Annotated in this window: 30 protein-coding genes and 2 tRNA genes; 11 read left to right on the forward strand and 21 right to left on the reverse strand. The window is 38.6% G+C overall.

Annotated elements, in window-relative coordinates:
- The first annotated feature begins 2 nt into the window (after positions 1 to 2).
- A complete protein-coding gene (locus AC58DT_RS11895) occupies positions 3 to 899 on the forward strand; it encodes a hypothetical protein (RefSeq protein ID WP_497217039.1) in 897 nt (298 codons plus the stop codon).
- Between the two features lie 25 nt (positions 900 to 924).
- On the forward strand, positions 925 to 1,836 hold the full coding sequence (locus AC58DT_RS11900) for a geranylgeranylglycerol-phosphate geranylgeranyltransferase (RefSeq protein ID WP_497217040.1): 912 nt from the start codon (positions 925 to 927) through the stop codon (positions 1,834 to 1,836).
- Positions 1,837 to 1,852: 16 nt separating this feature from the next.
- Here AC58DT_RS11900 and AC58DT_RS11905 read toward each other — a convergent pair whose 3' ends face one another.
- Positions 1,853 to 2,392: a TrmH family RNA methyltransferase gene (locus tag AC58DT_RS11905; protein WP_497217041.1), complete on the reverse strand. Its 540-nt coding sequence runs from the start codon at positions 2,390 to 2,392 to the stop codon at positions 1,853 to 1,855.
- Between the two features lie 132 nt (positions 2,393 to 2,524).
- Between AC58DT_RS11905 and mutS the strand changes: the two genes are divergently transcribed.
- The 3 genes from mutS to AC58DT_RS11920 all read left to right on the forward strand — a co-directional run bounded on the left by mutS (position 2,525) and on the right by AC58DT_RS11920 (position 5,456).
- A complete protein-coding gene (gene mutS / locus AC58DT_RS11910; RefSeq protein WP_497217042.1) occupies positions 2,525 to 5,140 on the forward strand; it encodes a DNA mismatch repair protein MutS in 2,616 nt (871 codons plus the stop codon).
- A gap of 98 nt (positions 5,141 to 5,238) precedes the next feature.
- A tRNA-Gly gene (locus tag AC58DT_RS11915) sits at positions 5,239 to 5,311 on the forward strand.
- Between the two features lie 61 nt (positions 5,312 to 5,372).
- Positions 5,373 to 5,456 (forward strand) — tRNA-Leu (locus AC58DT_RS11920).
- A 16-nt stretch (positions 5,457 to 5,472) separates the two neighbouring features.
- On the opposite strand, the gene AC58DT_RS11925 is transcribed toward AC58DT_RS11920, so the two are convergent.
- From AC58DT_RS11925 to AC58DT_RS11940, 4 genes are all read right to left on the reverse strand, one after another.
- Positions 5,473 to 5,907 (reverse strand): hypothetical protein, encoded by a 435-nt coding sequence (locus AC58DT_RS11925; RefSeq protein ID WP_497217043.1) that lies wholly within the window; start codon positions 5,905 to 5,907, stop codon positions 5,473 to 5,475.
- A 79-nt stretch (positions 5,908 to 5,986) separates the two neighbouring features.
- Positions 5,987 to 6,124: a hypothetical protein gene (locus AC58DT_RS11930; RefSeq protein WP_497217044.1), complete on the reverse strand. Its 138-nt coding sequence runs from the start codon at positions 6,122 to 6,124 to the stop codon at positions 5,987 to 5,989.
- 157 nt (positions 6,125 to 6,281) lie between these two features.
- Positions 6,282 to 7,049 (reverse strand): TIGR03915 family putative DNA repair protein, encoded by a 768-nt coding sequence (locus AC58DT_RS11935; protein ID WP_497217045.1) that lies wholly within the window; start codon positions 7,047 to 7,049, stop codon positions 6,282 to 6,284.
- Positions 7,046 to 8,329, reverse strand: coding sequence for a putative DNA modification/repair radical SAM protein (locus tag AC58DT_RS11940; protein WP_497217046.1), 1,284 nt, complete (start codon positions 8,327 to 8,329; stop codon positions 7,046 to 7,048). The genes AC58DT_RS11935 and AC58DT_RS11940 overlap by 4 nt, the downstream gene beginning before the upstream one ends.
- A 103-nt stretch (positions 8,330 to 8,432) precedes the next feature.
- Between AC58DT_RS11940 and AC58DT_RS11945 the strand changes: the two genes are divergently transcribed.
- Positions 8,433 to 9,215: a LexA family transcriptional regulator gene (locus tag AC58DT_RS11945; RefSeq protein WP_497217047.1), complete on the forward strand. Its 783-nt coding sequence runs from the start codon at positions 8,433 to 8,435 to the stop codon at positions 9,213 to 9,215.
- Positions 9,216 to 9,251: 36 nt separating this feature from the next.
- Here AC58DT_RS11945 and AC58DT_RS11950 read toward each other — a convergent pair whose 3' ends face one another.
- The 4 genes from AC58DT_RS11950 to AC58DT_RS11965 form a co-directional block, all read right to left on the reverse strand.
- Complete coding sequence (locus tag AC58DT_RS11950; RefSeq protein WP_497217048.1) at positions 9,252 to 9,503, reverse strand: hypothetical protein; 252 nt, start codon at positions 9,501 to 9,503, stop codon at positions 9,252 to 9,254.
- A 45-nt stretch (positions 9,504 to 9,548) separates the two neighbouring features.
- Positions 9,549 to 9,800 (reverse strand): hypothetical protein, encoded by a 252-nt coding sequence (locus tag AC58DT_RS11955; RefSeq protein WP_497217049.1) that lies wholly within the window; start codon positions 9,798 to 9,800, stop codon positions 9,549 to 9,551.
- Between the two features lie 30 nt (positions 9,801 to 9,830).
- Positions 9,831 to 10,055 carry a hypothetical protein gene (locus tag AC58DT_RS11960; RefSeq protein WP_497217050.1) on the reverse strand — a complete coding sequence of 75 codons (225 nt, stop codon included), beginning with the start codon at positions 10,053 to 10,055 and terminating at the stop codon, positions 9,831 to 9,833.
- Between the two features lie 153 nt (positions 10,056 to 10,208).
- Positions 10,209 to 11,444 (reverse strand): 3-deoxy-D-manno-octulosonic acid transferase, encoded by a 1,236-nt coding sequence (locus tag AC58DT_RS11965; protein WP_497217051.1) that lies wholly within the window; start codon positions 11,442 to 11,444, stop codon positions 10,209 to 10,211.
- Between the two features lie 114 nt (positions 11,445 to 11,558).
- Here AC58DT_RS11965 and AC58DT_RS11970 point away from each other — a divergent pair, with 114 nt between their 5' ends.
- The 3 genes from AC58DT_RS11970 (at position 11,559) to AC58DT_RS11980 (ending at position 14,029) form a co-directional block, all read left to right on the forward strand.
- Entirely contained in the window at positions 11,559 to 12,716 is a 1,158-nt protein-coding gene (locus tag AC58DT_RS11970; protein ID WP_497217052.1) for a DegT/DnrJ/EryC1/StrS family aminotransferase, read from the forward strand.
- The gene (galE, locus tag AC58DT_RS11975; protein ID WP_497217053.1) at positions 12,716 to 13,735 is read left to right on the forward strand and encodes a UDP-glucose 4-epimerase GalE; all 1,020 of its coding nucleotides are present in this window, start codon (positions 12,716 to 12,718) and stop codon (positions 13,733 to 13,735) included. The genes AC58DT_RS11970 and galE overlap by 1 nt, the downstream gene beginning before the upstream one ends.
- 102 nt (positions 13,736 to 13,837) lie before the next feature.
- Entirely contained in the window at positions 13,838 to 14,029 is a 192-nt protein-coding gene (locus AC58DT_RS11980) for a hypothetical protein (protein ID WP_497217054.1), read from the forward strand.
- Between the two features lie 335 nt (positions 14,030 to 14,364).
- On the opposite strand, the gene fabD is transcribed toward AC58DT_RS11980, so the two are convergent.
- From fabD to AC58DT_RS12000, 4 genes are read right to left on the reverse strand one after another with little or no spacing between them, the layout of a single operon-like run.
- Positions 14,365 to 15,246 carry an ACP S-malonyltransferase gene (fabD, locus tag AC58DT_RS11985; RefSeq protein ID WP_497217055.1) on the reverse strand — a complete coding sequence of 294 codons (882 nt, stop codon included), beginning with the start codon at positions 15,244 to 15,246 and terminating at the stop codon, positions 14,365 to 14,367.
- Between the two features lie 37 nt (positions 15,247 to 15,283).
- Positions 15,284 to 16,129, reverse strand: a complete 846-nt coding sequence (locus tag AC58DT_RS11990) for a fructosamine kinase family protein (protein ID WP_497217056.1) — start codon at positions 16,127 to 16,129, stop codon at positions 15,284 to 15,286.
- Between the two features lie 60 nt (positions 16,130 to 16,189).
- Complete coding sequence (locus AC58DT_RS11995) at positions 16,190 to 16,675, reverse strand: dihydrofolate reductase (RefSeq protein ID WP_497217057.1); 486 nt, start codon at positions 16,673 to 16,675, stop codon at positions 16,190 to 16,192.
- The gene (locus tag AC58DT_RS12000) at positions 16,672 to 17,109 is read right to left on the reverse strand and encodes a 2TM domain-containing protein (protein WP_497217058.1); all 438 of its coding nucleotides are present in this window, start codon (positions 17,107 to 17,109) and stop codon (positions 16,672 to 16,674) included. The genes AC58DT_RS11995 and AC58DT_RS12000 overlap by 4 nt, the downstream gene beginning before the upstream one ends.
- Positions 17,110 to 17,195: 86 nt before the next feature.
- On the opposite strand from AC58DT_RS12000, the gene AC58DT_RS12005 reads away from it, so the two are divergent.
- Positions 17,196 to 18,281: an aminotransferase class V-fold PLP-dependent enzyme gene (locus AC58DT_RS12005; RefSeq protein WP_497217059.1), complete on the forward strand. Its 1,086-nt coding sequence runs from the start codon at positions 17,196 to 17,198 to the stop codon at positions 18,279 to 18,281.
- Between the two features lie 65 nt (positions 18,282 to 18,346).
- Here AC58DT_RS12005 and AC58DT_RS12010 read toward each other — a convergent pair whose 3' ends face one another.
- From AC58DT_RS12010 to AC58DT_RS12030, 5 genes are all read right to left on the reverse strand, one after another.
- Positions 18,347 to 19,318, reverse strand: a complete 972-nt coding sequence (locus AC58DT_RS12010; protein WP_497217060.1) for an L-histidine N(alpha)-methyltransferase — start codon at positions 19,316 to 19,318, stop codon at positions 18,347 to 18,349.
- 16 nt (positions 19,319 to 19,334) lie between these two features.
- The gene (gene egtB, locus AC58DT_RS12015; RefSeq protein ID WP_497217061.1) at positions 19,335 to 20,498 is read right to left on the reverse strand and encodes an ergothioneine biosynthesis protein EgtB; all 1,164 of its coding nucleotides are present in this window, start codon (positions 20,496 to 20,498) and stop codon (positions 19,335 to 19,337) included.
- A 100-nt stretch (positions 20,499 to 20,598) separates the two neighbouring features.
- Complete coding sequence (locus AC58DT_RS12020) at positions 20,599 to 21,099, reverse strand: energy transducer TonB (RefSeq protein WP_497217062.1); 501 nt, start codon at positions 21,097 to 21,099, stop codon at positions 20,599 to 20,601.
- 4 nt (positions 21,100 to 21,103) lie between these two features.
- Positions 21,104 to 21,538, reverse strand: a complete 435-nt coding sequence (locus AC58DT_RS12025; protein WP_497217063.1) for an energy transducer TonB — start codon at positions 21,536 to 21,538, stop codon at positions 21,104 to 21,106.
- A 19-nt stretch (positions 21,539 to 21,557) separates the two neighbouring features.
- The gene (locus AC58DT_RS12030; protein ID WP_497217064.1) at positions 21,558 to 22,382 is read right to left on the reverse strand and encodes a thymidylate synthase; all 825 of its coding nucleotides are present in this window, start codon (positions 22,380 to 22,382) and stop codon (positions 21,558 to 21,560) included.
- A gap of 146 nt (positions 22,383 to 22,528) precedes the next feature.
- On the opposite strand from AC58DT_RS12030, the gene AC58DT_RS12035 reads away from it, so the two are divergent.
- Positions 22,529 to 22,894, forward strand: a complete 366-nt coding sequence (locus AC58DT_RS12035) for a hypothetical protein (RefSeq protein ID WP_497217065.1) — start codon at positions 22,529 to 22,531, stop codon at positions 22,892 to 22,894.
- Here AC58DT_RS12035 and AC58DT_RS12040 read toward each other — a convergent pair.
- The 3 genes from AC58DT_RS12040 to AC58DT_RS12050 form a co-directional block, all read right to left on the reverse strand.
- Positions 22,891 to 24,600, reverse strand: a complete 1,710-nt coding sequence (locus AC58DT_RS12040) for a NupC/NupG family nucleoside CNT transporter (protein WP_497217066.1) — start codon at positions 24,598 to 24,600, stop codon at positions 22,891 to 22,893. The two genes, AC58DT_RS12035 and AC58DT_RS12040, sit on opposite strands and share 4 nt — an antisense overlap.
- Before the next feature lie 93 nt (positions 24,601 to 24,693).
- On the reverse strand, positions 24,694 to 25,317 hold the full coding sequence (locus AC58DT_RS12045) for a bifunctional nuclease family protein (protein WP_497217067.1): 624 nt from the start codon (positions 25,315 to 25,317) through the stop codon (positions 24,694 to 24,696).
- 155 nt (positions 25,318 to 25,472) lie between these two features.
- On the reverse strand, positions 25,473 to 26,438 hold the full coding sequence (locus AC58DT_RS12050) for an electron transfer flavoprotein subunit alpha/FixB family protein (RefSeq protein ID WP_497217068.1): 966 nt from the start codon (positions 26,436 to 26,438) through the stop codon (positions 25,473 to 25,475).
- Positions 26,439 to 26,513 lie beyond the last annotated feature (75 nt).

Below are 26,513 nucleotides of genomic sequence, written 5' to 3' on the forward strand. Positions count from 1 at the left end.
GGATGAAAAAATTTCTGATAGAAACTACTCTGTTTTCCGTTGCAATTATTGCTTCGGTTTACTTTGTTTTTCTTCAAGCCGACGGAAAGAGCGATCCTTTTTATTCCCGAACCACAACGCCAAAACAATCATCACTTATACTCGGAAGCTCAAAGGCAGCACAGGGATTGATGCCGGAGGTCCTAAACCCTTATTTGGAAACTGACATTTATAACTTTTCTTTTACCGTGGCGCATAGTCCCTTTGGTCCATCTTATCTCAGCGCCATTGAAAAGAAACTGGGGCCAAATTCAAAAGATGGTGTTTTTATTATCACGGTAGACCCGTGGAGCATTTCCAGTGATGGAATTGACCCCAATGATGAAAACCAGTTCGGCGAATCAAAATCGTTTATGGGCAAGCTGTCTTCCTTTAGTTCAAAGCCGAATATTTCGTATCTATTGAATAGTTATGGCGATAACTACATTAAGATTTTAATGAATTTTTCCCTAATGGAAGTACATGACGATGGGTGGTTGGAGGTTTTTCCGCCCATGGATTCCACTTCAATGAAAAGTAGAATTGCTGAAAATATTCAGGAGCAAAAAACAAAATTGAAAAACTACAAGTTTTCCCAAACACGATTTGAATATTTAAAAAAAACGATTGAAACACTGAAAAACCACGGAAAGGTTTATTTGGTGAAACTCCCTGTAGACGATAGGATTGCAGAGATTGAGGCAAGACTGCTTCCTAATTTCGATGAAAAAATTGACAAATTGGCTAAATCTGCAGCCGTTCCATATTTAAATTTAATGAATTCCGATACAAAGTTTACCTTTACGGATGGTATTCATCTTTATAAAGATTCAGCGAAAGATGTTTCTGATGAAGTAGGAAAGTGCATATCCAAACAGTAAAAACTAAATACTTGTCTCTAAAAAAATGCTCAATAGAAAACAAAAACTCTTCCTTTTAAAGTTTTTTAGCCTGTTTTCTGTGGTTCGTGGTTATAATATTCTAATTATTGTAATCGCTCAATACCTTACCAGCATCTATATATTAGCGCCAGATTTGCCGGTACGGCAGGTTCTTTTTGATGTAAACTTGTTGATGCTCGTTTTGGCATCTTCTTCTGCAATAGCTGGTGGTTACATTATAAACAGTTTTTACGACAGTGAAAAGGATTTAATAAACCGTCCGCGTAAAACCATGCTTGACAAGCTTGTGAGTCAGCGTACCAAACTTTCGGCCTATTTTGTGCTCAACTTTTTGTCGGTCATTTTTGCGAGTTATGTTTCATTTAGGGCAGTTTTGTTTTTTTCGATTTATATCTTTTTTCTTTGGTTCTATTCGCACAAATTAAAAAAGTATCCTTTCATTGGCAACATTACGGCGGCTGTTCTCGCGGTAGTTCCCTTCTTTGCCATTTTCGTATATTATGCAAATTTTGACATTGTAGTTTTTGTGCACGCCACTTTCCTTTTCCTGCTTATCTCTATGCGCGAATTGGTGAAAGACCTCGAAAACCTAAAAGGCGATCTCACCCATGGCTATAAAACAATTCCAGTGGTTTACGGCGAAAAAACTTCAAAAAGGATGCTCACACTTTTAAGTGTTTTAACCTTGGTTCCAACCATTTTGCTGATTACCAAGTTTAAGGAAGAAATAGGCTATATGGATTATTATTTTTACGCAAGCATTGCCGGACTGGCTGTTTTTCTCATAGTTTTGTGGTATTCAAAAAACAAAATTCACTATATGGTTTTGCACAATATTTTGAAATTTGCCATCGTCATCGGTGTTTTTAGTATTGTTCTAATTGATGTGGAATTACTGTTAAACCGTTTTTCCTAGAATTGGAAATTGGAGGTTATTGGTTTTTCAGTTTTGTGAAAAGATCCCAAACCACAACGCCCACGCTTACCGAAATATTCAATGAATGTTTGGTGCCGTACTGCGGAATTTCAATCACCGCATCGCTAGCAGTAACTACTTTTTGTTGTACACCTTTTACTTCATTCCCAAAAATAATAGCGTAAGTCATTTCTTTTTGAACTGAAAAATCATCCAGGTTTACAGCGAGTTCTGCCTGCTCGATGGAAGCTACAAACACACCTTCATTTTGTAATTTCGAAACCACCTCCATAACATTTTCGGCATATTCCCATTCCACGCTATCCGTTGCCCCCAAAGCCGTTTTTTGGATGTCTTTGTGAGGTGGCTGCGCAGTGATACCGCAGAGGTAGATTTTCTTCACCAAAAAAGCATCCGCCGTGCGAAAAACAGAACCAATGTTATTTAAACTGCGAATATTATCGAGAATAATTATGAGCGGCGTTTTTTTCGAAGCTTTATATTCTTCGGGATTGATGCGGTCCAGTTCGCTATTTTTCAGTTTTCGATTTTTCATAGGCGGCAAAGTTAATCGTTAGCTGGCTAAAAGTGAAGTCAATTGTTGATAAAACCCAATAAATCCTAATCACTTCATTTTAAAAAAAACAGCATTTTAGTTACATTTATCGATTAAAGAATTTTCTGAGTTATGGCGAAGAAGGAAACCCCGTTGATTAAGCAGTACAACACGATTAAAGCCAAGTATCCTGATGCTTTGTTGCTTTTTCGCGTGGGCGATTTTTACGAAACTTTTGGGGAAGATGCTATCCGCGCTGCGGGAATTTTGAACATCACCCTTACGGCCAGAAATAACGGGGGCGATAATGTGGAGCTCGCTGGTTTTCCGCATCACTCCCTGAATACGTATTTGCCAAAACTGGTAATGGCAGGTTGTAGGGTTGCTATTTGCGACCAACTGGAAGATCCAAAAATGACCAAAACCATCGTAAAGCGTGGCGTTACTGAATTGGTCACGCCGGGCGTTGCTTTTAACGATGATATTTTAAAATCGAAATCGAACAACTTTTTGGCGGCGGTTCATTTTGGTTCAAAGGCTTTGGGCGTTTCGTTTTTGGATGTTTCCACGGGTGAGTTTTTGGTTTCGGAAGGTTCTGCGGAATATGTGGATAAATTACTGCAGAATTTCAATCCGTCGGAAGTGCTTTTTTCAAAACAGAAGCGAAAGCTTTTTTCTGAAACTTTTGGCAATAATTACCACGTTTTTCACTTGGAAGATTGGATTTTTCAAACTGATTATGCTTTTGAAACGCTCACAAAACATTTCGACACAAAAAATCTGAAGGGTTTCGGTGTAGATCATTTGGAAGAAGGTATTATCGCGGCTGGTGCCGCGCTTCATTATTTGAGTGAAACGCGTCACACAAAGCTGCAGCATATTTCCCGCTTGTCGCGCATTGCCGAAGATGAATACGTTTGGATGGACCGTTTTACCATTCGCAATTTGGAATTGTACCATTCCAATCAGCAAAATGCGGTGACGCTTTTGGATGTGATAGACAAAACCATTTCACCAATGGGCGGGCGGCTTTTAAAACGGTGGATGGCGCTTCCGCTTAAAAATGCAGAAAAAATAAATCGTCGTCACGAAGTTGTGAGTTTTCTTTTAGACAATCCTATCACTTTAGAAAAAACCCAACAATACACAAAACGCATCGGCGATTTGGAGCGACTCATTTCAAAAGTTGCAACCGGAAAAGTGAACCCGCGCGAAGTGGTTCAGCTTAAAAATTCTTTGGAGGCCGTTGTTCCCATAAAAGCACTCGCTATAAATTCAAAAAACGAATCGCTTAAAATTATTGGCGAACAATTGCACGATTGCGAATTGCTTCGGAACAAAATAAAAGAAACACTTTTTGAGGAAGCGCCCGTAAATATTTTAAAAGGAAATTCCATCGCTGAAGGTTTTTCGGAAACACTTGACGAGCTCCGGAATATTTCAGCCAACGGAAAGGAATATTTGGATGAAATGCTGGAACGCGAAACCAAACGCACAGGAATTTCTTCACTTAAAATAGCTTCGAACAACGTTTTTGGATATTATATTGAAGTCCGAAACACACATAAAGACAAGGTTCCGCCGGAATGGATCCGCAAGCAGACACTCGTAAGCGCCGAGAGATATATTACGGAAGAATTAAAGGAATACGAAACAAAAATTCTTGGCGCCGAGGAAAAAATTCTCGCTTTGGAACAAGAGATTTTCGCGAAACTGGTGGAGTGGATGCTTCAGTTTATTGGTTCTGTGCAGCAAAATGCGGCCTTGATTGCGCAGGTGGATTGCCTTTGTTCCTTCGCAACACAGGCGAAAGAAGCGAATTACACGCGTCCACTTTTAGACGAAACTTTTGATTTAGATATTAAAGAAGGCCGCCATCCAGTAATTGAAAAACAACTTCCGCCCGATGCACCCTATATTGCAAACGATGTTTTTCTCGATCGTGAAAATCAGCAAATTATTATGATTACCGGGCCCAACATGAGTGGTAAATCTGCCATTCTTCGGCAAACGGCTTTAATTGTACTTTTGGCGCAGATGGGCAGTTTTGTTCCTGCTTCAGCCGTAAGAATGGGTTGTGTTGATAAAATTTTTACACGGGTAGGAGCTAGCGATAATATTTCGATGGGTGAATCTACTTTTATGGTTGAAATGAATGAAACGGCAAGTATTCTGAACAATCTTTCGGAACGGAGTTTGATTCTTTTAGATGAAATAGGCCGTGGAACCAGTACTTACGACGGAATTTCAATCGCTTGGGCCATCAGTGAATATCTGCACGAGCACCCTACCCGTGGCAAAACGCTTTTTGCCACCCATTATCACGAACTGAATGAAATGACGGAAACATTTCCGCGAATAAAAAACTACAATGTTTCGGTAAAGGAATTGAAGAATACCGTACTTTTTCTTCGGAAACTGGTTCCCGGCGGAAGCCACCACAGCTTCGGAATACACGTTGCAAAAATGGCCGGAATGCCGCAAGCAGTGCTTCAAAGAGCAAATAAAATATTGAAAAGGCTTGAAAAGAGCCATGCTTCCGAAGAATTGACCGAAGAAATGAAAGCAGTTTCCAAAGAAGAAATGCAATTGAGCTTTTTCAAACTCGACGATCCGCTACTGGAAGAACTTCGCGAAGAGATTTTAGACATTGATATTGATACACTTACGCCAGTAGAGGCTTTGATGAAACTCAACGAAATTCGGCGCATGTTGCAACGGAATGCAGCAGTAAAATTGAAAAAATAAAATTCAGTAATAATTTATTAAAAAAGACTTTGCTTTTGAAGTAAAATTTTTAAATTTGCTCCCGCTTTCAATAGGAAGCAACGTTCATTAAATTTTTTGCGAAAATAGCTCAGTTGGTAGAGCGCCACCTTGCCAAGGTGGAGGTCGCGGGTTCGAATCCCGTTTTTCGCTCAACCTTGAATGCCGATGCAATTCGGCATTTTTTGTTAAGTCCGAGTTGTATAAAACAACTGCTCGAGTGGTGGAATTGGTAGACACGCCGGACTTAAAATCCTGTGACCATTTGGTCGTGCGGGTTCAAGTCCCGCCTCGAGTACTTAAAAGCTTCTTCGTTACTGAAGGAGCTTTTTTTGTGGGGTGAATTTTTTGCAGATATAATTTACTAGCATATTACCCAAGGGGAAGTAAACGGCAAAAAATAATGTCATGGCCAAGGTTACATTATATGGGGTGAACAATTGCGACAGCAGGTTGTTGGGATATACATAGGAGGTTTGAAATGTATAGCCGCAAAGTTCTAATAAACCTATTGCTAAAAGGCCATAACAATACTGGTTGAAAAACGAATACTCTTTTATCAGTATTGACACAGGCACCATATACATAGCATAACAAGTAATTATTTGCCACCAATTCTCAAATCGAACAATTTCAAAATAAATTCCTATACTATTCATTACAATGCCTGTCATTAAATAGAGTGTGCTGTAAATGCACAATTCCATAAAGGAAACTTTTCTGAATTTTTCTATTATGGTTTCTAGCATATCTGATGTAATTGTGAATGCAAAATAAAAAAGCCCTTTCAAATTTGAAAGGGCTTTTCATTTTTTTAGCAAAAAATGCTTATTGACCGTCAGTAGCGTCTTTTACAGCTTCTTCAGTTTCATCAGCAGCATTCTCGATAGCGTCACCAGTTTCCTCAGCAGCTTCTTCTACAGCGTCACCAGCTTCTTCAATAGACTCCTCAGCGTTGTCCATCATAGTTTCAGCAGTCTCTTCTGCGTTTTCCTCAGTTTTAGTATCTCTGCAAGAGTAAACTGAAGCAACCAATGCAAGAGCGGCAAGTGATAAAAATAATTTTTTCATTGTTGAAATAGATTAGTGATTAATAGTGTGCAAAAGTAATTAAAAAATTAATTCAAAGCTTTTTTTCGGGTAAATATTTCCAATACCTTTTCGGAATATGTTTTATATGCAAACGCATATTCTTTCGGGAAGGTATATTACTGTTTTTAAAGTAAATGCCCCACAGTTCCTGAAAATTTATTTCGTCAACTGTAAAATACGTGAGAGCTTTGGATGTGTTGTTCACTTCGGACGAAATTTCCAACTCAACCATCGCTACATTTTGAAGATTGTAGTAAATACCATACTTGCGTTTCAGATCATAAATTAGCCACTTTTGGTCTGCATATCTTTTTTTGAAATGTGCTGTATTCAGTGGTAAAACATTGAAATCTGGTTCTATGGTCGCAAAATAAATACCGTCATTGGTTAGTCGAAAGCGCACAAAGGCATCCATTCTGTGTTTTTCACGATCTACTTTTTTTGCAACTTTTTCTATTTCAAGGATTGATGGGTCACTGTAATCATTTTCAATAGGAACTTCAGAAGAAAACGTACGTTTTATAAAGTTTAATATGGCAGTTTCAATTGTTGGAATTTCACTCAAGAAAGCTTTGTAGATTTTTTGCATCCCTCTTGCCGAAAGTTTTTTTGAAAGCCCTTTCCAAACGCGTGTTGCTTTTATTTTATCGGTTATAATTTCTTCTTCAGCATCAAAGAAATTTTGTTGTGAGTGCTCTCGCTTTTTAATGCAAACATTTGTTAGCTTGAACTCAAAAACATAAAAGATAGCGGAAAGAAGCCCATCGAAACTCCCGTCATAAATCAAAATGGTTTTCATTTGGGCAGTAAACTTTGATTATCAAACAAATTCAGCTGGGTACTTAGTTCTTTTCTGAATTTGCTTTCGGAGCTATTCATTATCAATCCTTTTAATTGTGCGGCTGTTCTATCTTTTCCTTCAAAAATTCTGGAATCACAGGTTATGAAGTATTTTGCCCTATTCAGTGCGGCGCCAATTGATTTAAGGTTTTCCCAATTAAGTTTTCGATATCTGCGTGCACCAATAATTTTATGGACCGATTTTACCCCAAGGCCCGGTACGCGAAGTAACATACGCATATCTGCCTTGTTTATATCAATTGGAAATTGGTCTAAATTGCGCAATGCCCAGCTTAACTTGGGGTCTATATCCGATTCCAGATTTGGATATTCGGTATTCAGCAATTCACGTACATCAAAACCATAAAACCGAAGGAGCCAATCTGTTTGGTAAAGTCTATTTTCACGTAAAAGCGGAACCGCAGTGCCGATAGAGGGTAAGCGATTGTCATAGCTTATGGGAACGTAGCCGGAGTAATAAACCCTTTTAAGATTAAATGATTTATAAAAAAAAGCTGAAGTGTACATTATTTCAGCGTCGCTTTCACCGCTTGCGCCCACAATCATTTGGGTGCTTTGACCCGCCGGGGCATAGAGAGGGACTTTTTTCAAAAGTTTTTTTTCATTTTTATATTGAATGATTTCATTCTTCACCTTTTCCATAGGTTTTATAAAATCTTTTTTGTTCTTTTCCGGCGCAAGTAATTTCAAACCTTTTTCTGTGGGAATTTCAATATTTATCGAAAGACGATCTGCATACAGGCCAGCTTCCCGCATCAATTCATCGCTTGCACCAGGAATGGACTTTAAGTGAATATATCCATTAAAATTCTCTTCCTCACGCAACTTTTTTGCAACCGCAATCAAACGTTCCATGGTATAATCTGAGTTTTTAAAAATTCCGCTGCTTAAAAAAAGGCCCTCAATGTAATTGCGCCTGTAAAAATTAATTGTCAAATCCACAACCTCCTGTACCTTAAAAGCTGCGCGCCTTATATCATTACTTTTTCGAGTTACGCAATAGGCACAATCAAAAATGCAATGATTGGTAAGCAGAATTTTTAACAGCGAAACGCATCTACCGTCTTCCGTGTAGCTATGGCAGATGCCCATTCCGCTACTATTGCCCAGGCCGTTGTTTTTATTTTGTCTCTTGCTTCCGCTTGAGGAACAGGAAACATCATACTTTGCGGCATCGGCTAAAATGCTGAGTTTTTCATTTATTCGATTAAAATCCATAGCAAAATTTGGAGTATTGCCAAAAATAAGGAAATATTCCAAATTATATGGATATAGTCCAAAATTTTATTTGGATATTTTCCAAAATATTATATATTTGGGTATGAAAACACAGCTACCCATTGAAGCGCAACGATTTAAGAAATTGCGTGAAGAACTTAGGCATACCCAGCAATCTTTCGCAGAATTGCTCGATATTGGCGCTACTACGGCTGATATTGAAAGAGGCAAGACCAAAATAACTGGAAAAGTGGTTATGGAGCTTATGGCCCAATTCAATATCAATCCCTTATGGATTTACGGTAAAAGTTTTGAAAAATATATAGACACTTCGCGTGGTGATGTAAGTCCGAAAGTTTTGACAATAGATTCCACGGGAAATGATAGTATTTTATTGGTAAACCAGAAGGCAGCGGCAGGATACCCCAATAACATCCACGACACAGGTTGGTACCAAACCTTACCCGCTTTCAATATACCTTTACCTGAATACAGAAATGCGTCTTATCGCGGTTTTCAAGTAGAGGGAGACAGTATGTTGCCAAACATAAAACCGAATGAGTGGGTGTTGGGCCGTGCTGTACCGAGTATAAATGAGGCGACTGATAGTAAGATTTATATTGTCGTGCTCAGGGATTCGGTTTTGGTGAAAAAACTTCAGAAAATTCCAAATAACCCCCAAAGCCTACGGCTTATTTCCTCAAATAATGAATATTTGCCAATAGATGTGAAAGTGACGGATATTCAGGAGCTCTGGATGGTAAACAGTAAGTTGACTTTTGGGGTCGATGAACCTTCGGAGAGTAATTTACTCCGTCAATTACAACAATCTATGGAAGAACTAAAAGCTCAAATGAGGGATACTGTAGACAAAAAAACCGACTGAAAGAGTCGGTTTTTTTATGTTTTTTAAAATTGGGGGTTAATTATTTTCGTCAATCTTTATCTTAGTGTCCCCATCTTCATCTTTTTTAATTTTTACTTCCTTTTCATCGGTTTCCATTTTTATTTTGGTATCGCCGCCGTCTTCTTTAATTTTCACATCAGCACCCTCATCCTGCATTTCTTGGATGATTGCTTCTTCTTCAGTTACTTCTTCTTTGTTTTCACGACAAGAAGTAAAACTGGCAGCTATAAAAGCTGTGCTCAAAATAAATAATGCTACTTTTTTCATATTTGTTGATTTTAAAAGTTAATTAGGCTGTTTTAAAGATTTCGTTTAAATATCATCTGTTCCACCGGTACCGGTATTTTCTTGAATTTCATTAACCCCTTCCTGAATGGTGTTTTCTACTGGGTCTGTGGCATCATCGTCGGTCATGTCTTTCACCTCATCTTCTACATCGTCCATAGCATCATTAACATCATCAACTACATCTTCAACATCGTCGGCTTTTTTATTTTCGCGACAGGAAGTGAACGTTGTGCCAAAGGTGAAAGTCAGCGCTAGTATTAAAATTAATTTTTTCATAATATAGAGTTTTATGGTTAATGTTTTATTTTAATCATCGTTGCCGATGTCTTCAATTTTCTTGTCAATTTCTTCATTTACCTCTTTGTCCACTTCTTTAGCAGCCCTTTCAAGTATTCCCTCATTTTCATCAGAAGTTTCTGGTTCAACTTCAACTTCAACTTCTCTGATTACTTCCTTGGTTTCGGTCTTTTGCTCACGACACGAACCAAAGGCTAGTGAAACTAATGCTAATACAATAAAAAGTTTTTTCATAATTAGATTGTTTTTAATTGTTAAAACAAAGCTAGCTTTTTAAAATTGTGAAATGTATAATTATATACTAAAAATTGTGAAAATAGTATTAATTCAGTGAAATGTATTTTAAAAATGAATTGATTTTCTTAAAAATATCAGTTTTAAGTGTTTTCAATCTGCCTTAAGGTAATCAATTATTTTTTTGGTTGCGCCTGTGTTTTTATTGACAAAATGCCCAGCAATCATCCCTGTTTTATTTCGAAGCGAATCATTTAGAATTAATTTGTTAAGAATTTCGGTACATTCCGCAGCGTTTGAAATTGAAAACAAACCTGCTAAATCCCGAAGTCTTTTCGCCTCTGGGAATTCATTAAAATTCTTTCCTATAACTATGGGCACCCCAAAAGTGGCAGGTTCCAAAATATTATGAAGCCCCGTTTTGCCCATCGCCCCGCCTACATACGCTATGTCTGCATAGCTGTATAATTTGCTCAACAAGCCGATACAGTCAATTATCAAAACAGAATAATCTGATATGTTCACTTCGTCTATACTGGAATGAAGCACCGTTTTTTTGACAATCTTTTTTGTGAAATCCTCGATTTTATCTGCTTCTATTTTATGGGGAGCAATGATGAATTTTACGTTTTCGGGAGCGGAATTTATATAATCCAGAAGTACGGCTTCATCTTCGAACCAGGTGCTTCCGCAAACCACACAGAGCGAATTTCCTTTGAAATCCTCTGCAAATTTTAGGGTGTTGTCCATTTCAATTTGGTGCGAAACCCTGTCAAAACGTGTGTCGCCACTTACGGTGGTATTGCTAAAACCAATACTTTTTAATAGCATTTCAGAATTCTTATCCTGTAAAAAGAAATGATCAAAACTAGCTAATGCCCTTCGCATAAAGCCTCCGTAAGGTTTAAAAAAGATTTGGCTTTCCCTGAAAACACCCGACACTAATAGGGTGGGAATGTTCTTCTTCTGAAGTTCAAAAAGATAATTGGGCCAAAATTCATATTTCACAAAAAGTGCAAGCGAAGGGTGAACTGCCGTAACAAACTTTTTTGCGTTTGTGGTTGTGTCCATCGGTAAATAGACTACCGCACCAGCCAAAGGTGTGTTTTTCTTTACTTCATAGCCTGAAGGCGAAAAAAAACTGACAACTATTTTGTGGTCGGGTTTTAGTTTTTTTATTTCCTCCATAATTGGAACGCCTTGCTCAAATTCACCCAGCGAGGCGCAGTGAAACCATATGGTTTTATCGGTACTGGAGATTTTTTGATGAAGTGTTTTAAAAACGTTCTTTCTGCCATTTACAAAAAGTTTCATTTTATTGCTGAAAAGCGCCATAATCTTCAAAAGAAAGGAGACAAAGAGAATCAGTAAATTGTAGATGGTGTGCATACCGAACAAAAATACCAAATTTCAAGTACCAAATACCAAAACCTAATCTTATAACTTAACCCTTAACAAATATCATTTTTGTAATTTTACCGAATTCAATATTATTTCAGCAGCATGAAGAAAATACAAATGGTTGACCTAAAAGGTCAATATGAAAATATAAAGGAACGCGTGGATAGTTCCATAATGAATGTGATTGAAACTACCGCTTTTGTAAACGGTCCCGAAGTTCACGAATTTCAAAAGGAGCTTGAGGAATATTTAGGTGTAAAGCACGTAATTCCCTGTGCCAACGGTACCGATGCTCTGCAAATTGCAATGATGGGGCTTGGACTAAAGCCCGGTGATGAGGTGATTACGGCCGATTTTACATTTGCAGCAACCGTTGAGGTTATTGCGCTTTTGCAGTTAACGCCTGTGTTGGTAGATGTGGATCCCATAAATTTCAATATAGATATTGAAGCGATTAAGAAAGCAATTACGCCAAAAACCAAGGCAATTGTTCCCGTGCATCTTTTCGGCCTTACGGCAAATATGGATGAAATTATGGCTATTGCCAAAGAGCACGACCTGTATGTAATTGAGGACAACGCACAAGGTATTGGCGCCGATTACACTTCAAAAGATGGTACTAAAAAAAAAGCCGGAACCATTGGGCACGTGGCTTCCACTTCTTTTTTTCCATCAAAAAATTTGGGATGCTATGGTGATGGAGGAGCAATATTCACTAACGATGATGATTTAGCCCACATAATTCGCGGTATTGTAAACCATGGTATGTATGTGCGCTACCATCACGATGTGGTGGGTGTGAATAGCAGGTTGGATTCCATCCAGGCGGCAGTGCTTCGAGCAAAATTGCCATATTTGGATGAATACAATGCTGCGCGTAGAAATGCGGCTAGAAAATATAGTGAAGCTTTCGTCGGAATAGAAAATATAATTACACCAACCGGTTTTTGCGATAACACTCAAACCATATGCGATGTTTGTGACTGTCACGTTTTTCATCAATACACTTTAAAAATTTTAAAAGCAGACCGAGACGCGCTGGTAAATCATTTAAATGAAAAAGGAATTCCGTGCGGGGTGTATTACCCCATACCATTGCACCTTCAAAAAGCTTACAGAGATGAACGCTACAAAGAGGAAGATTTTGCGGTTACAAACCAATTGGTGAAAGAAGTGATTTCGCTGCCAATGCACACCGAGCTTGATGATGAGCAAATTGATTATATTACAGAAACTGTTATAAATTTCGTTACCAAATAATGAAAAAAATACTCGTTACCGGCGGTTTGGGCTACATAGGCTCGCACACAGTTGTTGAACTTCAAAATTCTGGTTATCAGGTTTTAATTATCGATAACCTATCCAATTCATCTTTGGATGTTTTGGAAGGAATTACAAACATTACTAAATCAGCCCCGACATTTGAACGGCTCGATCTGCGCATTAAAGCCGATGTTTCTGATTTTTTTAAAAGAAATCAGGACATTGAAGGAATTATCCATTTTGCGGCAAGTAAGGCTGTGGGCGAAAGCGTTCAAAATCCATTGCTTTATTACGAAAACAATTTAAATACGCTTATTTATCTGCTTCAGGAATGCAATGCTTACGGAATTGAGAATTTTATTTTCAGTTCGTCCTGCACGGTTTATGGTGAACCGGATTCCCTTCCTATTACTGAAGATGCGCCAGTTAAGCCTGCTACTTCGCCTTACGGAAATACAAAGCAAATCAGTGAGGAAATATTAAAGGATACATGTTCTATTTCAGCTTTAAAATCGATTGCGTTACGGTACTTCAATCCCATTGGAGCACACAAAACGGCAGAAATTGGTGAGCTTCCGGCGGGAGTGCCGCAGAATTTAGTGCCGTTTATAACCCAAACGGCGGCTGGGGTACGGGAACAACTTTCTGTTTTTGGAGATGATTATCCTACAGAAGATGGCAGTTGTGTACGCGATTATATTCATGTTGTGGATTTGGCTAAAGCACACGTTATAGCGTTGCAACGATTGCTTTCTGCAAAAAATGCAACCCAGTTTGAGGTTTTTAATCTGGGAACAGGTAGAGGAAGTTCTGTTTTGGAAGTTGTGAATTCCTTCAAAAAAACAACTGGCGAAAAGCTGAATTATAAAATTGTGAATCGAAGACCGGGAGACGTTATAGCCGTTTATGCAGATACTCAAAAGGCAAATAAAGTATTGGGATGGAAAGCTGAAAAAACGATGGAAGACGCTCTTGAATCTGCGTGGAAGTGGGAAAGGAAAATCAGAAATATTTAATTATCAGTAAATTACAATAGTTTTTATAAAAGGTTTAACGCTAATAATTTGGAATTGGCCCTAAGCCTTTGTTTCTTTGCCGCAAACCGATAAACAAAAGTTATGAAGTTAGTTTCAGTGAAACGACAAACAAAAACAGAAAAACGATTTACAGAAAAGATGGGAATGTTCACCACAAGTGTAATTTACATTAAAAAAACTTTTTTGAGAGTTCCTTTTAAAACCATACATAAATACCGCGAAACCTATTATGGCGAGGTGAAAGATTGTGCAGATTGTAGGATAAGCGCATAGATAGAAAACTAAATGAAATAAAAACACCGAACGGAATTTTCTGTTCGGTGTTTTTTTAAACTTATATTTTGAATTTAGGGTAAATTTGGAATTATATTATAAAAATGATAAGTTTGAAATATAGGCGTAATGAATTTAGATAAGTAAAACTGATAAAATTTGATGGATGGAAAAATTTATGAATGATTTTAGCATTGGATTACTCCTTTGGCAATTTTTTATTTTCACATTAATTCTAGTTTTTCTATATATTCTATTTAAAATCTTTAAAAAAGTCAGTAAGTGGTGATTTAAAAAGCCAAATATCCAAATACAGACTATATAAAAATATCAAATTATACTTCCGCTTTTTCAGTTTCTGCAGATGCATCAATTTTCTTCACGAGCCCCTGCAAAACATTGCCTGGACCAACTTCAATAAATTTTGTTGCCCCATCTTTTATCATATTTTGTACACTATGTGTCCATTTAACCGGAGCGGTCAATTGAAAAATAAGGTTTTCCTTAATTTCCGAAGGCTCAGTAACCGCAAAGGTGGAAACGTTTTGATAGATTGGGCAGGCAGGTTCGGTAAAAGTTGTTGCCTCAATGGCCGCCGCCAGCTCTTCCCGCGCAGGTTCCATCAACGGGCTGTGGAAAGCACCGCCAACGGGCAGTATCAAAGCTCTGCGTGCGCCAGCTTCCTTTAAACTTTCGCAAGCTTTTCCCACGGCATCCACATCTCCTGAAATTACCAATTGTCCGGGGCAGTTATAATTTGCGGCAACAACAATTCCGGGTGTGTTTGCGCAGATTTCTTCAACCAAATGATCGTCCAATCCCAAAACAGCCGCCATTGTTGAAGGCGTTTGTTCACAGGCTTTCTGCATTGCCAAGGCACGTTTGTAAACTAATTGCAATCCATCGCTGAAAGCAAGAGTTTTGTTAGCCACCAATGCTGAAATTTCTCCCAGGGAATGTCCCGCAACCATATCTGGCTGGAATTTATTTCCCATCACTTCTGCCAAAATGGTGGAGTGAAGGAAAATAGCGGGTTGGGTAACCTTGGTTTCTTTCAGTTCGTCGGCTGTACCTTCAAACATTATTTTAGTAATGTCGAAACCCAAAATATCATTGGCTTGTTGGAAAAGTTCTTTCGCTTTCGTGGAATTATCATAAAGATCCTTGCCCATTCCGGTAAATTGGGCACCTTGTCCGGGAAATATATATGCTTTCATTTTCGATTGGTTTAGAAATACAAAAATAGGATTAATTCTATGAATATTTTTTTATTGCTGAATTGACCTGCGATAAATAACCACTTCCGAAAAGGTTGAGGTGTACCAGCAAATAGTATAATTGCCAAAGGGGAAGCCTTTCTTTCCAGCCTTCGCCTAAAGGAAAAGCAGCATTGTAATTGGAGAAAATTTCTTCTGAAAACCCACCGAACAATTTCATCATTGCAATATCCATTTCGCGCGGTGCAAAGGCTACGGTTGGATCTATCAAAACCGGCTTGCCAGTTTCGGAAACCATATAGTTGCCATACCAAAGATCGCCGTGGACTAAAGCTGGAGCCTCGTTTGAGATTTCTTCCGAAATATTCTTAAAAAATTTCTCTAAGTTTTTAAAATTAAAACCGTTGTCTGCAGCCATTTTGAACTGTGGCTCCAAACGTTGCGTGATATAAAATTCTGAAGCCGAACTGCAAAAGTTGTTTTGCTGCGGAAGACTGCCAATGTAGTTGTCGTGGTCCAGTCCAAAATTTTTGGCAGTTGTTTTGTGCAGGCACGCAAGCGCCTCGGCAAATTTTTCCAAAAAGTTTTTTGAGGGATTTCCAGGGAAAATGTATTCCAATATCAAATAGGCCGTGTTTTGATATATTCCTTTGGCAATCACCGCTGGAATCTTAAAACCACTGTTTTGTTTCAGCAATCGCAATCCGCTTGCTTCCGCTTCAAACATTGCTGGGAATTTTGAGGCACTGTTAATCTTGACGACAAAATTTTCTTCGCTACAATTTAAAAGAAAAACCTCGTTGATATCGCCACCCGAAAGGGGTTTGCTATCGAGACAGTTGAAGTTGTTTTGGGAAGCAATATGTTTTAAGATGGTTTTCAAAAGAGTTTTTTTGGAAGCAAAACCCCAAAGGTTTCAAAAACCTTTGGGGTTTGGAATTCATTATTTTCGCACCCAAGTTTCGTACGTAAAGGAATAGTTATGTCTCTCGTCCTTGGGATGTTCTTCTTTGGAAACAAGCTCCCACTTCTCCTCTGAAAACTCTGGAAAAAAAGTGTCGGCATCGGCAAACGTGCCATGTACGCGGGTAAGTTCAATTTTATCGGCAATGGGAAGTCCCAATTTATAAATTTCGCCGCCACCAATAATATAGGGCTGCGCATCTTCTTTTGAAATTTTCAACGCCTTTTCAATATCGTGAACCACCACAGCTTCTTCTTTTCTGTAATCAGTGTTTCGGGTAATAACTATATGAGTTCTATTGGGAAGCGGTTTCGGGAACGACTCAAAAGTCTTTCGCCCCATAATGATGTAATGTCCGGTGGTGAGTTTTTTGAAGCGTTTAAAATCATCCGGCAAGTGCCAAAGCAGGTCGTTATCCTTTCCCAGTTCGTTATTCTCGCCAGCGGCGGCAATCATTGTAATCATTGTACGTCTGGCGGTAACGGGTTGTTCAGCTCGTTTTTTTTTGAAGTGGCCGGTGGGTTTGTGGGCAGTTGCAGTTCGGCATCCACTTTTTTCTGAAGCTCGGCCATGCGTTCGGCTTGGCGGGCTTTCAGTTTTTCGAGTTGGCGGTCTTCCCATTCCTTGTCCATAAATTTATTCATCACAAAAACGTTGAAAAGATGTACGAGGAATATAAAAGTCCAAATTAAAATAGCCCAAATAAACCAATCCTTTATAAAGAAATTTTCGCCATAACCCAACACTGGGTTTATAATAATAAGTAGTACCGAGCCCACCAAAAACAATATAAAATGGCGCATCAGGTTTTTTTTCTGTTTTATGCGGCGACGGGCGTACTCGTACTGCTCGCGCTGTTCGGCATCAATTCTTTCGGTTTTTTTAGTTTTTGAAAACATAGTTGGTTACTTTCGTTGAAGTTCAAAATCACTGAAAATTCCAGTATTGTAAAAATACCTAAAATTCGCCATTTTGGCCATTACTTATGGAAGAATTAAGAAAACACTTTCCGGCTTTGGAATCTTGTACATACCTAAATACCGCGTCAAATGGGGTAATTCCCAAACCTGTTATTGAATGGCGCAGACAGCACGACCTTGACTTGATGAACCAAGCGAGTGTTTTTCGCGATAAGCACAAACTACATATTGAACAAATTCGCCAAGCGGTTTCCAATTTCTTTCACGCTTCAGCGGAAGAGACCGCTTTGGTGCCGAATATTTCTTTTGCGATAAATACAATTATGGAAGGACTTCCGAAAGGACAAAAAGTACTGCTTTTAAAAGATGATTATCCCTCCGTAAATTGGCCTGTTGAAACCCGTGATTTTGATGTTTGCTATGCCGAAATTGATGAAAATTTGGAGCAAAATATTGAGGAAGCTGTGGCAAAACACAAACCGGATGTTTTTATGTTCAGCATTGTGCAATGGCTAAACGGTATAAAGATAGATTTTGAATTTCTTAAGCAGTTGAAAAGCTATCATCCAAACCTGCTTTTGATTGCGGATGGCACTCAATATTTGGGAACGGAAAATTTCAGTTTTGCCGAAAACGCCATTGATGCTTTAGGTGCGAGCGCCTATAAATGGCTTGCGGCGGGGTACGGCATTGGGTTTATTATAGTGAAGGAAGCTGCCCGCGAACGTATTTTTCCGAAGACAATTGGTTTCAATTCCGCTGAACGCTTTGAAAGTCTGGCAACGGAAACTGCTTTTATGAAACATTTTGAACCGGGCCATCAAGATACTTTGAACTATGGCAGTTTGGAGCAGGCTCTGTTGTTTCAGCAAAAACTGGGACGTGAAAATCTGCATCAAAAAATTGCTACGCTCTCAGCAAATGCGAAAGAACGTTTTGCCGAAATGGATTTGTTAAAAAATGATACCCTATTTCGAAAAAACCATTCATCAATTTATAATTTGAAAGGAGATAATAGAATATTTAAAAAGTTACAAGCAAACAATATTATCTGTTCGCCCCGTGGTGGTGGCATTCGTGTAAGTTTTCATTATTACAACACCGAAGCGGAGTTGCAAAAACTTATTGAAATTATGGGTTCGATGAGTTGAAAAGTCGAAATGTTGAAAAATCGATAGATTTAATATTTTATAAGTTTAAGGTTCAGCAGCTTGCATCACAACTTTCTAAAGGCATAATTTTTATAATACTCTTTTTCATCGGTGAAGGAAGTTTCAATTTCGAGACCGGATTTTTCTGCAAGCCATTGCACTGTTTTATCATCGTATTTCTGCGAAATTTCAGTATGGATAGTTTCCCATTTATCAAAATTTACCGTTAACTGTAGTTTTTCGATAGTTACCTGCATAGCTTCTGTAGCCACCAAAAAACTTTTGGCCGTGCCTGTCTCGGGATTGTACATTTCCCAATGTTTGAATTTTTCAACTTCAAAATTTCCGTCGAGTTCACGGTTTATTCGGGTTAAAACATTTTTGTTGAAAGCAGCTGTAATTCCAGCTTCATCATTGTACGCATCGAGTAATGTTTGAGGATTTTTTTTCTGGTCAAAACCCATAAAAAGCAAATCGTCGGGAAGCATGGCGTCTTTCAATTTTGAGAGAAATTCAATCGCTTTAGGGTGTTTAAGGTTGCCAATATTGCTTCCTAAAACCATAATTACTTTTTTGCGTTTATTGAAACCTTTCAGTCTTTCCAAAACCTCAAAATATTCGCCTACTTCTGCATCAACTTTTAGCGAGGGCATTTCTTCGGACAAATTTTTTGAAAGTAATTCCACGGCGTTTGCGCTAATGTCAATAGGCTTGTAAACAAAATTGAAATTGTTTTCGGCCATGTATTTCAACAATAATTTTGTTTTTTTTCCGTCTCCCGGTCCCAATTCAATTAAATCTAAACCATTTTCGCGGTCGCGGAAAAGCTCTCCAATGGTTTCAGTGTTTGAAGAAAGTATTTGAAACTCGCATCCTGTGAGATAATATTCAGGCATCGCCATAATATCCTGAAAAAGCTTATCGCCCTTTTGATCATAGAAATATTTTGACGATATATATTTTGGGAAAGCGCTCAAGCCTTCAAAAACTTCTTTTTTAAAAGTTGTGTTTAATATGATTGCTGTAGTTGTTGCCATAAGGTGATAGTCGTAATTATTTTGCTAATCTTAACCCAGTGAATTGCCACCGCAGGTTGGTTTGAAAAAAGTTGCGGTACGTAGGTCTTGTGTGTTTGGGAGCAGTTGCCACGGAACCGCCGCGCAACACCTTTTGATTTACCATAAATTTCCCGTTGTACTCGCCAATGGCTCCGGGTGCTTTTGTGTAGCCTGGGTACGGCAGATACGCGCTCTCCGTCCACTCCCAACGGGTGCCCCATTTAAAATTTTCCTGTGCAGCTTCCCATTCAAATTCTGCGGGCAAACGGCAGCCTTTCCATTGCGCAAAGGCAAAAGCTTCATAATAGGAAATGTGTGTAAGTGGGGCATCAGTATTTAATTTTTGAAGTCCATTCAATGTATATTGGTGCCATTCGCCATCAATATTGTGCCAATACATAGGTTGGGAAATATTGTTTTGCTGTACCCACTCCCAGCCTTCTGCATGCCAAAGATTGAAATCTTTGTAGCCAACGGCCTTAATAAATCCAAGGAATTCGGCATTCGTAACAAGTTTGTTTGAAATTTTATAGTCGTGAAGATATACTTTGTGCCTTCCCAACTCATTGTCATAGCAGAATTCGTCGGAATTTTTATGGCCTATCTCATAAATACCTTCCTTCATTTCAATCCATTCCTGTTGAAAATTTTGGAGGGGGTTTTCTAAAAAGGAATCATTGTATTTTGGCAATAAGGGATTATTGCCCAAAATGTACTTTATGTCTGTTATAAGCAGTTCTTGGTGTTGTTTTTCGTGATGTATTCCTATTAACAGAATTTCTTCTATATCTTTTGAAACGTCTTCAGAAAGAAAATCCTTCATTTCATTAGTAACGTAGCGTCGATAATCGTAAACCTTTGCCACGCCGGGTCGGGAAAGGTTTCCGCGATCGGTTCGAAGTACCCGTTTCCCAACATTTTCGTAATAACTGTTGAAGACAAATGCGAAGTCTTCATGAAACAATCGGTAATTTGGTTTGTGTGGCTTTAAAATGAATTCCTCAAAAAACCAAGTGGTGTGGCCCAAGTGCCATTTTGGAGGGGAAACGTCCACAATTGGCTGGACTACATAGTCCTCAATTTCCAGCGGTTGGCATATAGTTTCGGTATATTCGCGGGTTTCTATAAAAAGTGAAACCAGTGTATCTGTAGCAATCATAAAAAAAGTGCCGCATTTTTTTGACGACACTTTAAATATAAATATTAAAATTGTTGAAGACTATTTAACTTGCGTTAAACAGTTGTTAAACTAGTTTTATCTAGTTTTGTTTTTTCTTTTTCTTTTCATCTTTTGTTGGAGGTTCAACTTTGAAAATAATTGGAAGTGAATATAGCACTCCAACCGCTATTCCTCTTTGTTTTCCCGGTTGCATTTGGGGAAGGTTGCTTACCACGCGAACTGCTTCTTTTTCAATCTCAGGATGCGGCGCACGTGCTCTAACATCAACAACTTTACCTTCTTTGTCTATTTTAAATTGAACTGAAGTTCTATAAACTTTAGGGGGTAGATCTAAAGCCTCAATTTTTTTCATGTCAAAATTCTGGTTGACAAATTCTGAAATTTTGGTAGACATGCATTTTTTCAATTCTTGATTGCCGTTACCTTCACACCCTGGATATACAGGAACATTTTCAATTACGGCATAAGGTACATCAGCTGTAGTCATTTCGGATTCTGAAACTTCGGTTACCGTTTCTTCCTGAGCGTATAAAGTGGACGAGATAATTACTAGAACTAAGGCTAGAAATATGTTTTTCATCATCTTATTTTCCCGTTTTAAAAGTAAAAGGAACCGTAAATTTAATAGGTCGTGCCTTACCGCCCATCATACCGGGTTTTGCCATTTTCGGGATTGCCATAATATTTCGTTTAGCTTCGTCCTGTAGTGCTTTTGATCCTCCAGATACATTTTTTACTTCAACCAAACCTTGCTCATTTATAATAAATTCGACAATCACTCTACCCTGCTCGTTCTTTTTGTAAGCCTCTGGTGGATATTTAAAGTTTTTGGCAATGTGCGTTGCAAGTTTATTGTTGAAGCAATTATCGCGTTCGGCAGCGCTACCGTTTTCACAACCGGGCCAAACTGGGCCTATTTCTTTCAGGGTAACTGTATTTTTTTGAACATCTCCCCACTCTTGCTGGGCAAAAATGGTGGTGGTAAATAGTAGGCATAAAGCAATAAATAAGTTCTTCATCTTGGGGTTTTAATTTAAGTTATATGGCAACAGCACCTTTAATGTGGGGGTGTGGATTGTAATCTACAAGTGTAAAGTCATCAAAAGTGAAGCCAAATATATCTTTTACTTCTGGATTAAGCAACATTTTTGGCAATGATCGCGGTTTGCGCGATAATTGAAGTTCAACTTGTTCAAAATGGTTGCTGTAAATATGGGCATCGCCAAAGGTGTGCACAAAATCACCAGGCTGGTATCCACAAACCTGCGCCATCATTAAAGTTAAAAGCGCATACGATGCAATATTGAAAGGAACGCCCAAGAAAATATCGGCACTGCGTTGGTAAAGCTGGCAGGATAATTTTCCATCGGCTACATAAAATTGAAAAAAGGCGTGGCAGGGTGGAAGCGCTGCTTTGCCATTAGCGACGTTTTCAGCAAAAGGTTTTGAGGTGTCTGGCAAAACACTAGGGTTCCAAGCGCTTACAAGCATTCGGCGGCTATCAGGATTGGTTTTTAGGGTTTTAACTATATCAGAAATCTGATCAATCTCCTCACTGTTCCAATTTCGCCACTGGTGACCGTAAACGGGCCCAAGATTGCCATTTTCATCTGCCCATTCGTTCCAAATGCGCACACCCTTTTCTTGTAGATACTTAATATTTGTATCACCGTTCAAAAACCACAAAAGCTCATAAACAATTGATTTAAGATGAAGTTTTTTAGTAGTGACCATGGGAAAACCTTCACTGAGATCAAAGCGCATTTGGTAGCCGAAAACACTTTTGGTGCCTGTGCCCGTGCGGTCTTCTTTTACAGTGCCTTTTTTTATTACATGTTTAAGAAGGTCGTGATATTGTTTCATTTTTTTGAGCAAATAAATTATTGGTCTAAAAATACTAATAGGGATGTTGATGCTAAAATTATTTCGGAATTGCTTTTAAATAAGTTATTAACGATTCTCAGATGTGTTAAGATTTTGATTAAATTTAAATCGAAATCCTTAAACATATGGAAAATAAATATCAGCTATCCACGGGTATATTGGAATGTTATCCATTGTACGCAATTTTTCACTTTAATGCATCAGTTTATGATCATGAAGAGGCAGAAGAGTTTGTGGAAATCATCGATTCGCATTATAGGGGACGAAAATCTGTTGTGGTCTCTAATAGGGAAATGGCAAAAAGAGTGAACCCAGAGGTTTACAATAGTATAAAATCTAAAAGTGTGGTAGGCATAGCGATAGTTTCAAATAACAATGCAGTTAAAAATGAAGCTATCGAGGAGCAAGGTCTTTTTGCGGGTGCCTTTAGTTATTTTCAGTCTATAGAGGAAGCTGCAGACTGGGTAAAAACAGTTGTGAGGAGCTATTAGCCAATAATCATTCCCGCGATGGTTGCAGATATTAACGATGCAATAGTCCCTCCAATCAAGGCTTTCATCCCAAATTTAGAAAGAGTTTTTCGTTGCCCAGGTGCTAAAGAGCCTATACCGCCAATCTGAATTCCGATGGATGCAAAATTCGCAAACCCACACAGCATATAGGTTGCCATTATGATGCTTTTTTCGTAATTAAGGTGTAGCTCATTGGTCACGTTTTTAAGTTCTGCCAACTGAATGTACCCTACAAATTCACTGGCTGCGAGCTTTATTCCCAATAATTGACCCATCATCATCATATCTTCTTTTGCCACGCCAATAAGCCACATTAAAGGAGCGAATACAGTCCCCAAAATTGCTTCCAAAGAAAGACTATCATAAGCAGATTTTTCAGCCACCCAACTATTGATTGAAGTTACTTCGCCAAACCATCCTAATATTCCATTGAGCATTGCAATAAAAGCTACAAAAACCAAAAGCATGGCGCCCACGTTTACAGCAAGTTTTAGGCCTTCGGTAGTTCCGTTAGCAATAGCATCCAAAAAGTTGGAGCCAATTTTTTCTGAAGAAACCTTTACGTCGGTATTAATGGGTTCAGTCTGTGGATAAAGTATTTTAGAAATCACGATGGCGCCAGGCGCTGCCATTACAGAGGCTGCCAAAAGATGTTTGGCAAATGTCAACCGAAGTTCGGGGTCGTCACCGCCCAAAAAGCCTATATACGCAGCAAGTACCGCTCCCGCTACCGTGGCCATTCCGCCAATCATAACAAGTAGCATTTCGCTCTTGTTCATTTTTTCCAAATACGCTTTAATCAAAAGAGGGGCTTCGGTTTGGCCCAAAAAAATGTTTCCGGCAACGCTCAAACTTTCGGCTCCCGAAATATTTAAAAGCTTCGTAAGCAGCCATCCCATTCCTTTTACCACCACTTGTATAATTCCGAAGTAAAAAAGCACAGAAGTAAGTGCAGAGAAAAATATAATGGTTGGCAAAACCTGAAAGGCAAAAATGAAACCGAAAGAGTTGATGTCCAGCATCCCTCCAAAGAGGAACTCACTTCCTGCTTTGGTATAATCCAAAACGTTTACGAACAGTTGGCCCACGCCTTCAAAAGCACTTTTTATAAAATTTACTTTCAAAACTCCAATGGCAATCAAAAGCTGGAATGCTAACCCAATTCCGACGGTTTTCCAGTTAATTGCTCTTCTATTTGAGCTGAAAAGAAAAGCAATGACCAAAAGTGAAATCATGCCCAAAACCCCACGCCATAGGCTTTCCATTGAAAAACCTTGACTCGGAATTATTCCTGAAGTTTTAGTAACCGTTTCCAATGCCGAAGCATTTTCTGTGCTTGGTGTTTTTAGCTGGTATTTGTAATTGTTTTCAGAAAGGGAAAGGGTGCTATCGGTAACTTTCTCTACGCGAAATCTTCTGATGCTGTCTGTGGGATTATTGAAAAACAGCACCAATAAATTATTTTGAAACATATAATCACCGCCCGATTTTAAGCTATCATTGGCAACCTGATATTCAAAAACACCGTTTTCGAGTTTAAGGAAATCTTTTTCAGGGTTTACGGTTAAAACGGAAAGGCCACTTTCATCTTTTACTTCTGAAAATTGCCAGGTTTTCTCAATACTTTGTGCAAAAGTGTTTCCGATGAAAAAAAGCGCAATGGCTACAAGTGTGAATTTTTGCATATTCTTTTTAAACTCCAACCCTTCAATACTTGCACTGGCTTCATACAGGCTCGCTCAGGGAAACTATATTTTATTTTTTAATAAATATTAAAACTACTCCCTTTTTGATATTTCATCACGTATGCTTGCTGCCTTTTCGTAGTTTTCATTTTTTACTGATTCTTCCAACATTTTATTTAACTCGCTTAGACTAAATTTAGTGTAATCTTCGCTTGAAGGCTTTACAGATTCCTTATCCTCTCCAAGAATTAAATTTTCAATAACCGCTTCTTCTTTTTTTGACAGTGCTTTTTTGGAAGTAGATGTTTTTAAATAGATACCAGCCTTGTCCAAAATATGTTTATACGTAAAAATAGGCGCCTTAAACCGAAGCGCCAATGCAATGGCGTCGCTGGTTCGAGCATCTATAATCTCCTCAATTTTATCACGTTCGCAAATGATGCTCGAATAAAAAACTCCGTCCACGAGTTTGTGGATAATTACCTGTTTCACCACAATTTCAAAACGGTCTGCGAAGTTTTTAAAAAGGTCGTGGGTAAGCGGTCGTGGTGGCGTAATGTCTTTTTCCAGCGCGATGGCGATGGACTGTGCCTCAAAAGCGCCAATTACTATAGGTAGTTTACGTTCACCGTCCACTTCGTTCAAAATAAGGGCATAGGCGCCATTCTGCGTTTGGCTGTAAGATATTCCTTTTATGGTAAGTTTTACTAAACTCATTCTTCAAAAATCAGTGGTCGTTATATAGTACGCTGTGTTCAGTTAAACAATTGATTATAAAAGTAACGAATAAAAAAACAATAAAAAAAGGCTGTTTAAATTTGGATGTTTCCTTATCTAAACAGCCCTTTTTCGGGGCACAAATTAATAAAAAATTATGCGTTCTGTGCTTTAAATTCCTTTAATTTTTCGGTGAGTTTTGGTACAATTTCAAAAGCATCGCCAACAATACCATAATCTGCAGCCTTAAAGAAAGGTGCTTCGGGATCATTGTTTATTACCACTTTTACTTTTGAAGCGTTGATACCAGCCAAATGCTGGATTGCACCAGAAATACCAATGGCAATGTAAAGGTTGGATGCAACTGGTTTTCCTGTCTGCCCAACGTGCTCGCTGTGGGGTCTCCAGCCCATATCGCTCACTGGTTTTGAGCAAGCCGTTGCTGCGCCCAATGTTTGTGCAAGGTCTTCAACCATTCCCCAATTTTCGGGACCTTTAAGCCCACGACCGCCGGAAACTACTATTTCGGCATCGGCTATGGTTACTTTGTCGGTTGCTTTATCTACGGAAACAATTTCCATATCAAAATCGTGCGCATCAAGATTCGGTGAAAAGGCTTCGGTTGTGGCGGAAGTTTCATTTTCCTTTAATCCGTATGAATTTTTTCCCAAACCTATTATTTTAATATCGGTTTTGATTTCGGTAGTAGCAAAAGCCTTGTTCGTAAAAACGCTGTGCTCTACCTTAAACGGTGAGGTGCTTTCCGGAAGTGAAATTACGTTTGCCACATATCCGGCTTCAAGATTTACCGCCAAAGTAGGGGCTAAAAACTTACTGTTTGCGCTGGAAGTTAATACGATAACTTGTGCGCCTTCGTTTTTTGCGGCCTGTCCAATTGTATCTGCATACGCTTCGCCATTGAATTTGTTCAATTTGTCATTGGAAACCTGCAAAACTTTTGAAGCGCCGTATTTTCCCAATTCTGAAACGTCATTCGCATTAATGCTAACCGCGGTAACCGAAGTTCCCATTTGGTCGGCAATTCCCTTGGCGTACGAAACTGCTTCCAAAGCTATTTTTTTGATTTTTCCTTCTTCTGATTCTGTATAAACTAATATCATTTTAATATTATTTTGAAATTAATACTTAAGATTTGGAATCGTCAGTTAATTCGAAAATTCCAAGTCTAAAATCCC

This window comes from Aequorivita sp. CRS11 (assembly GCF_059693805.1).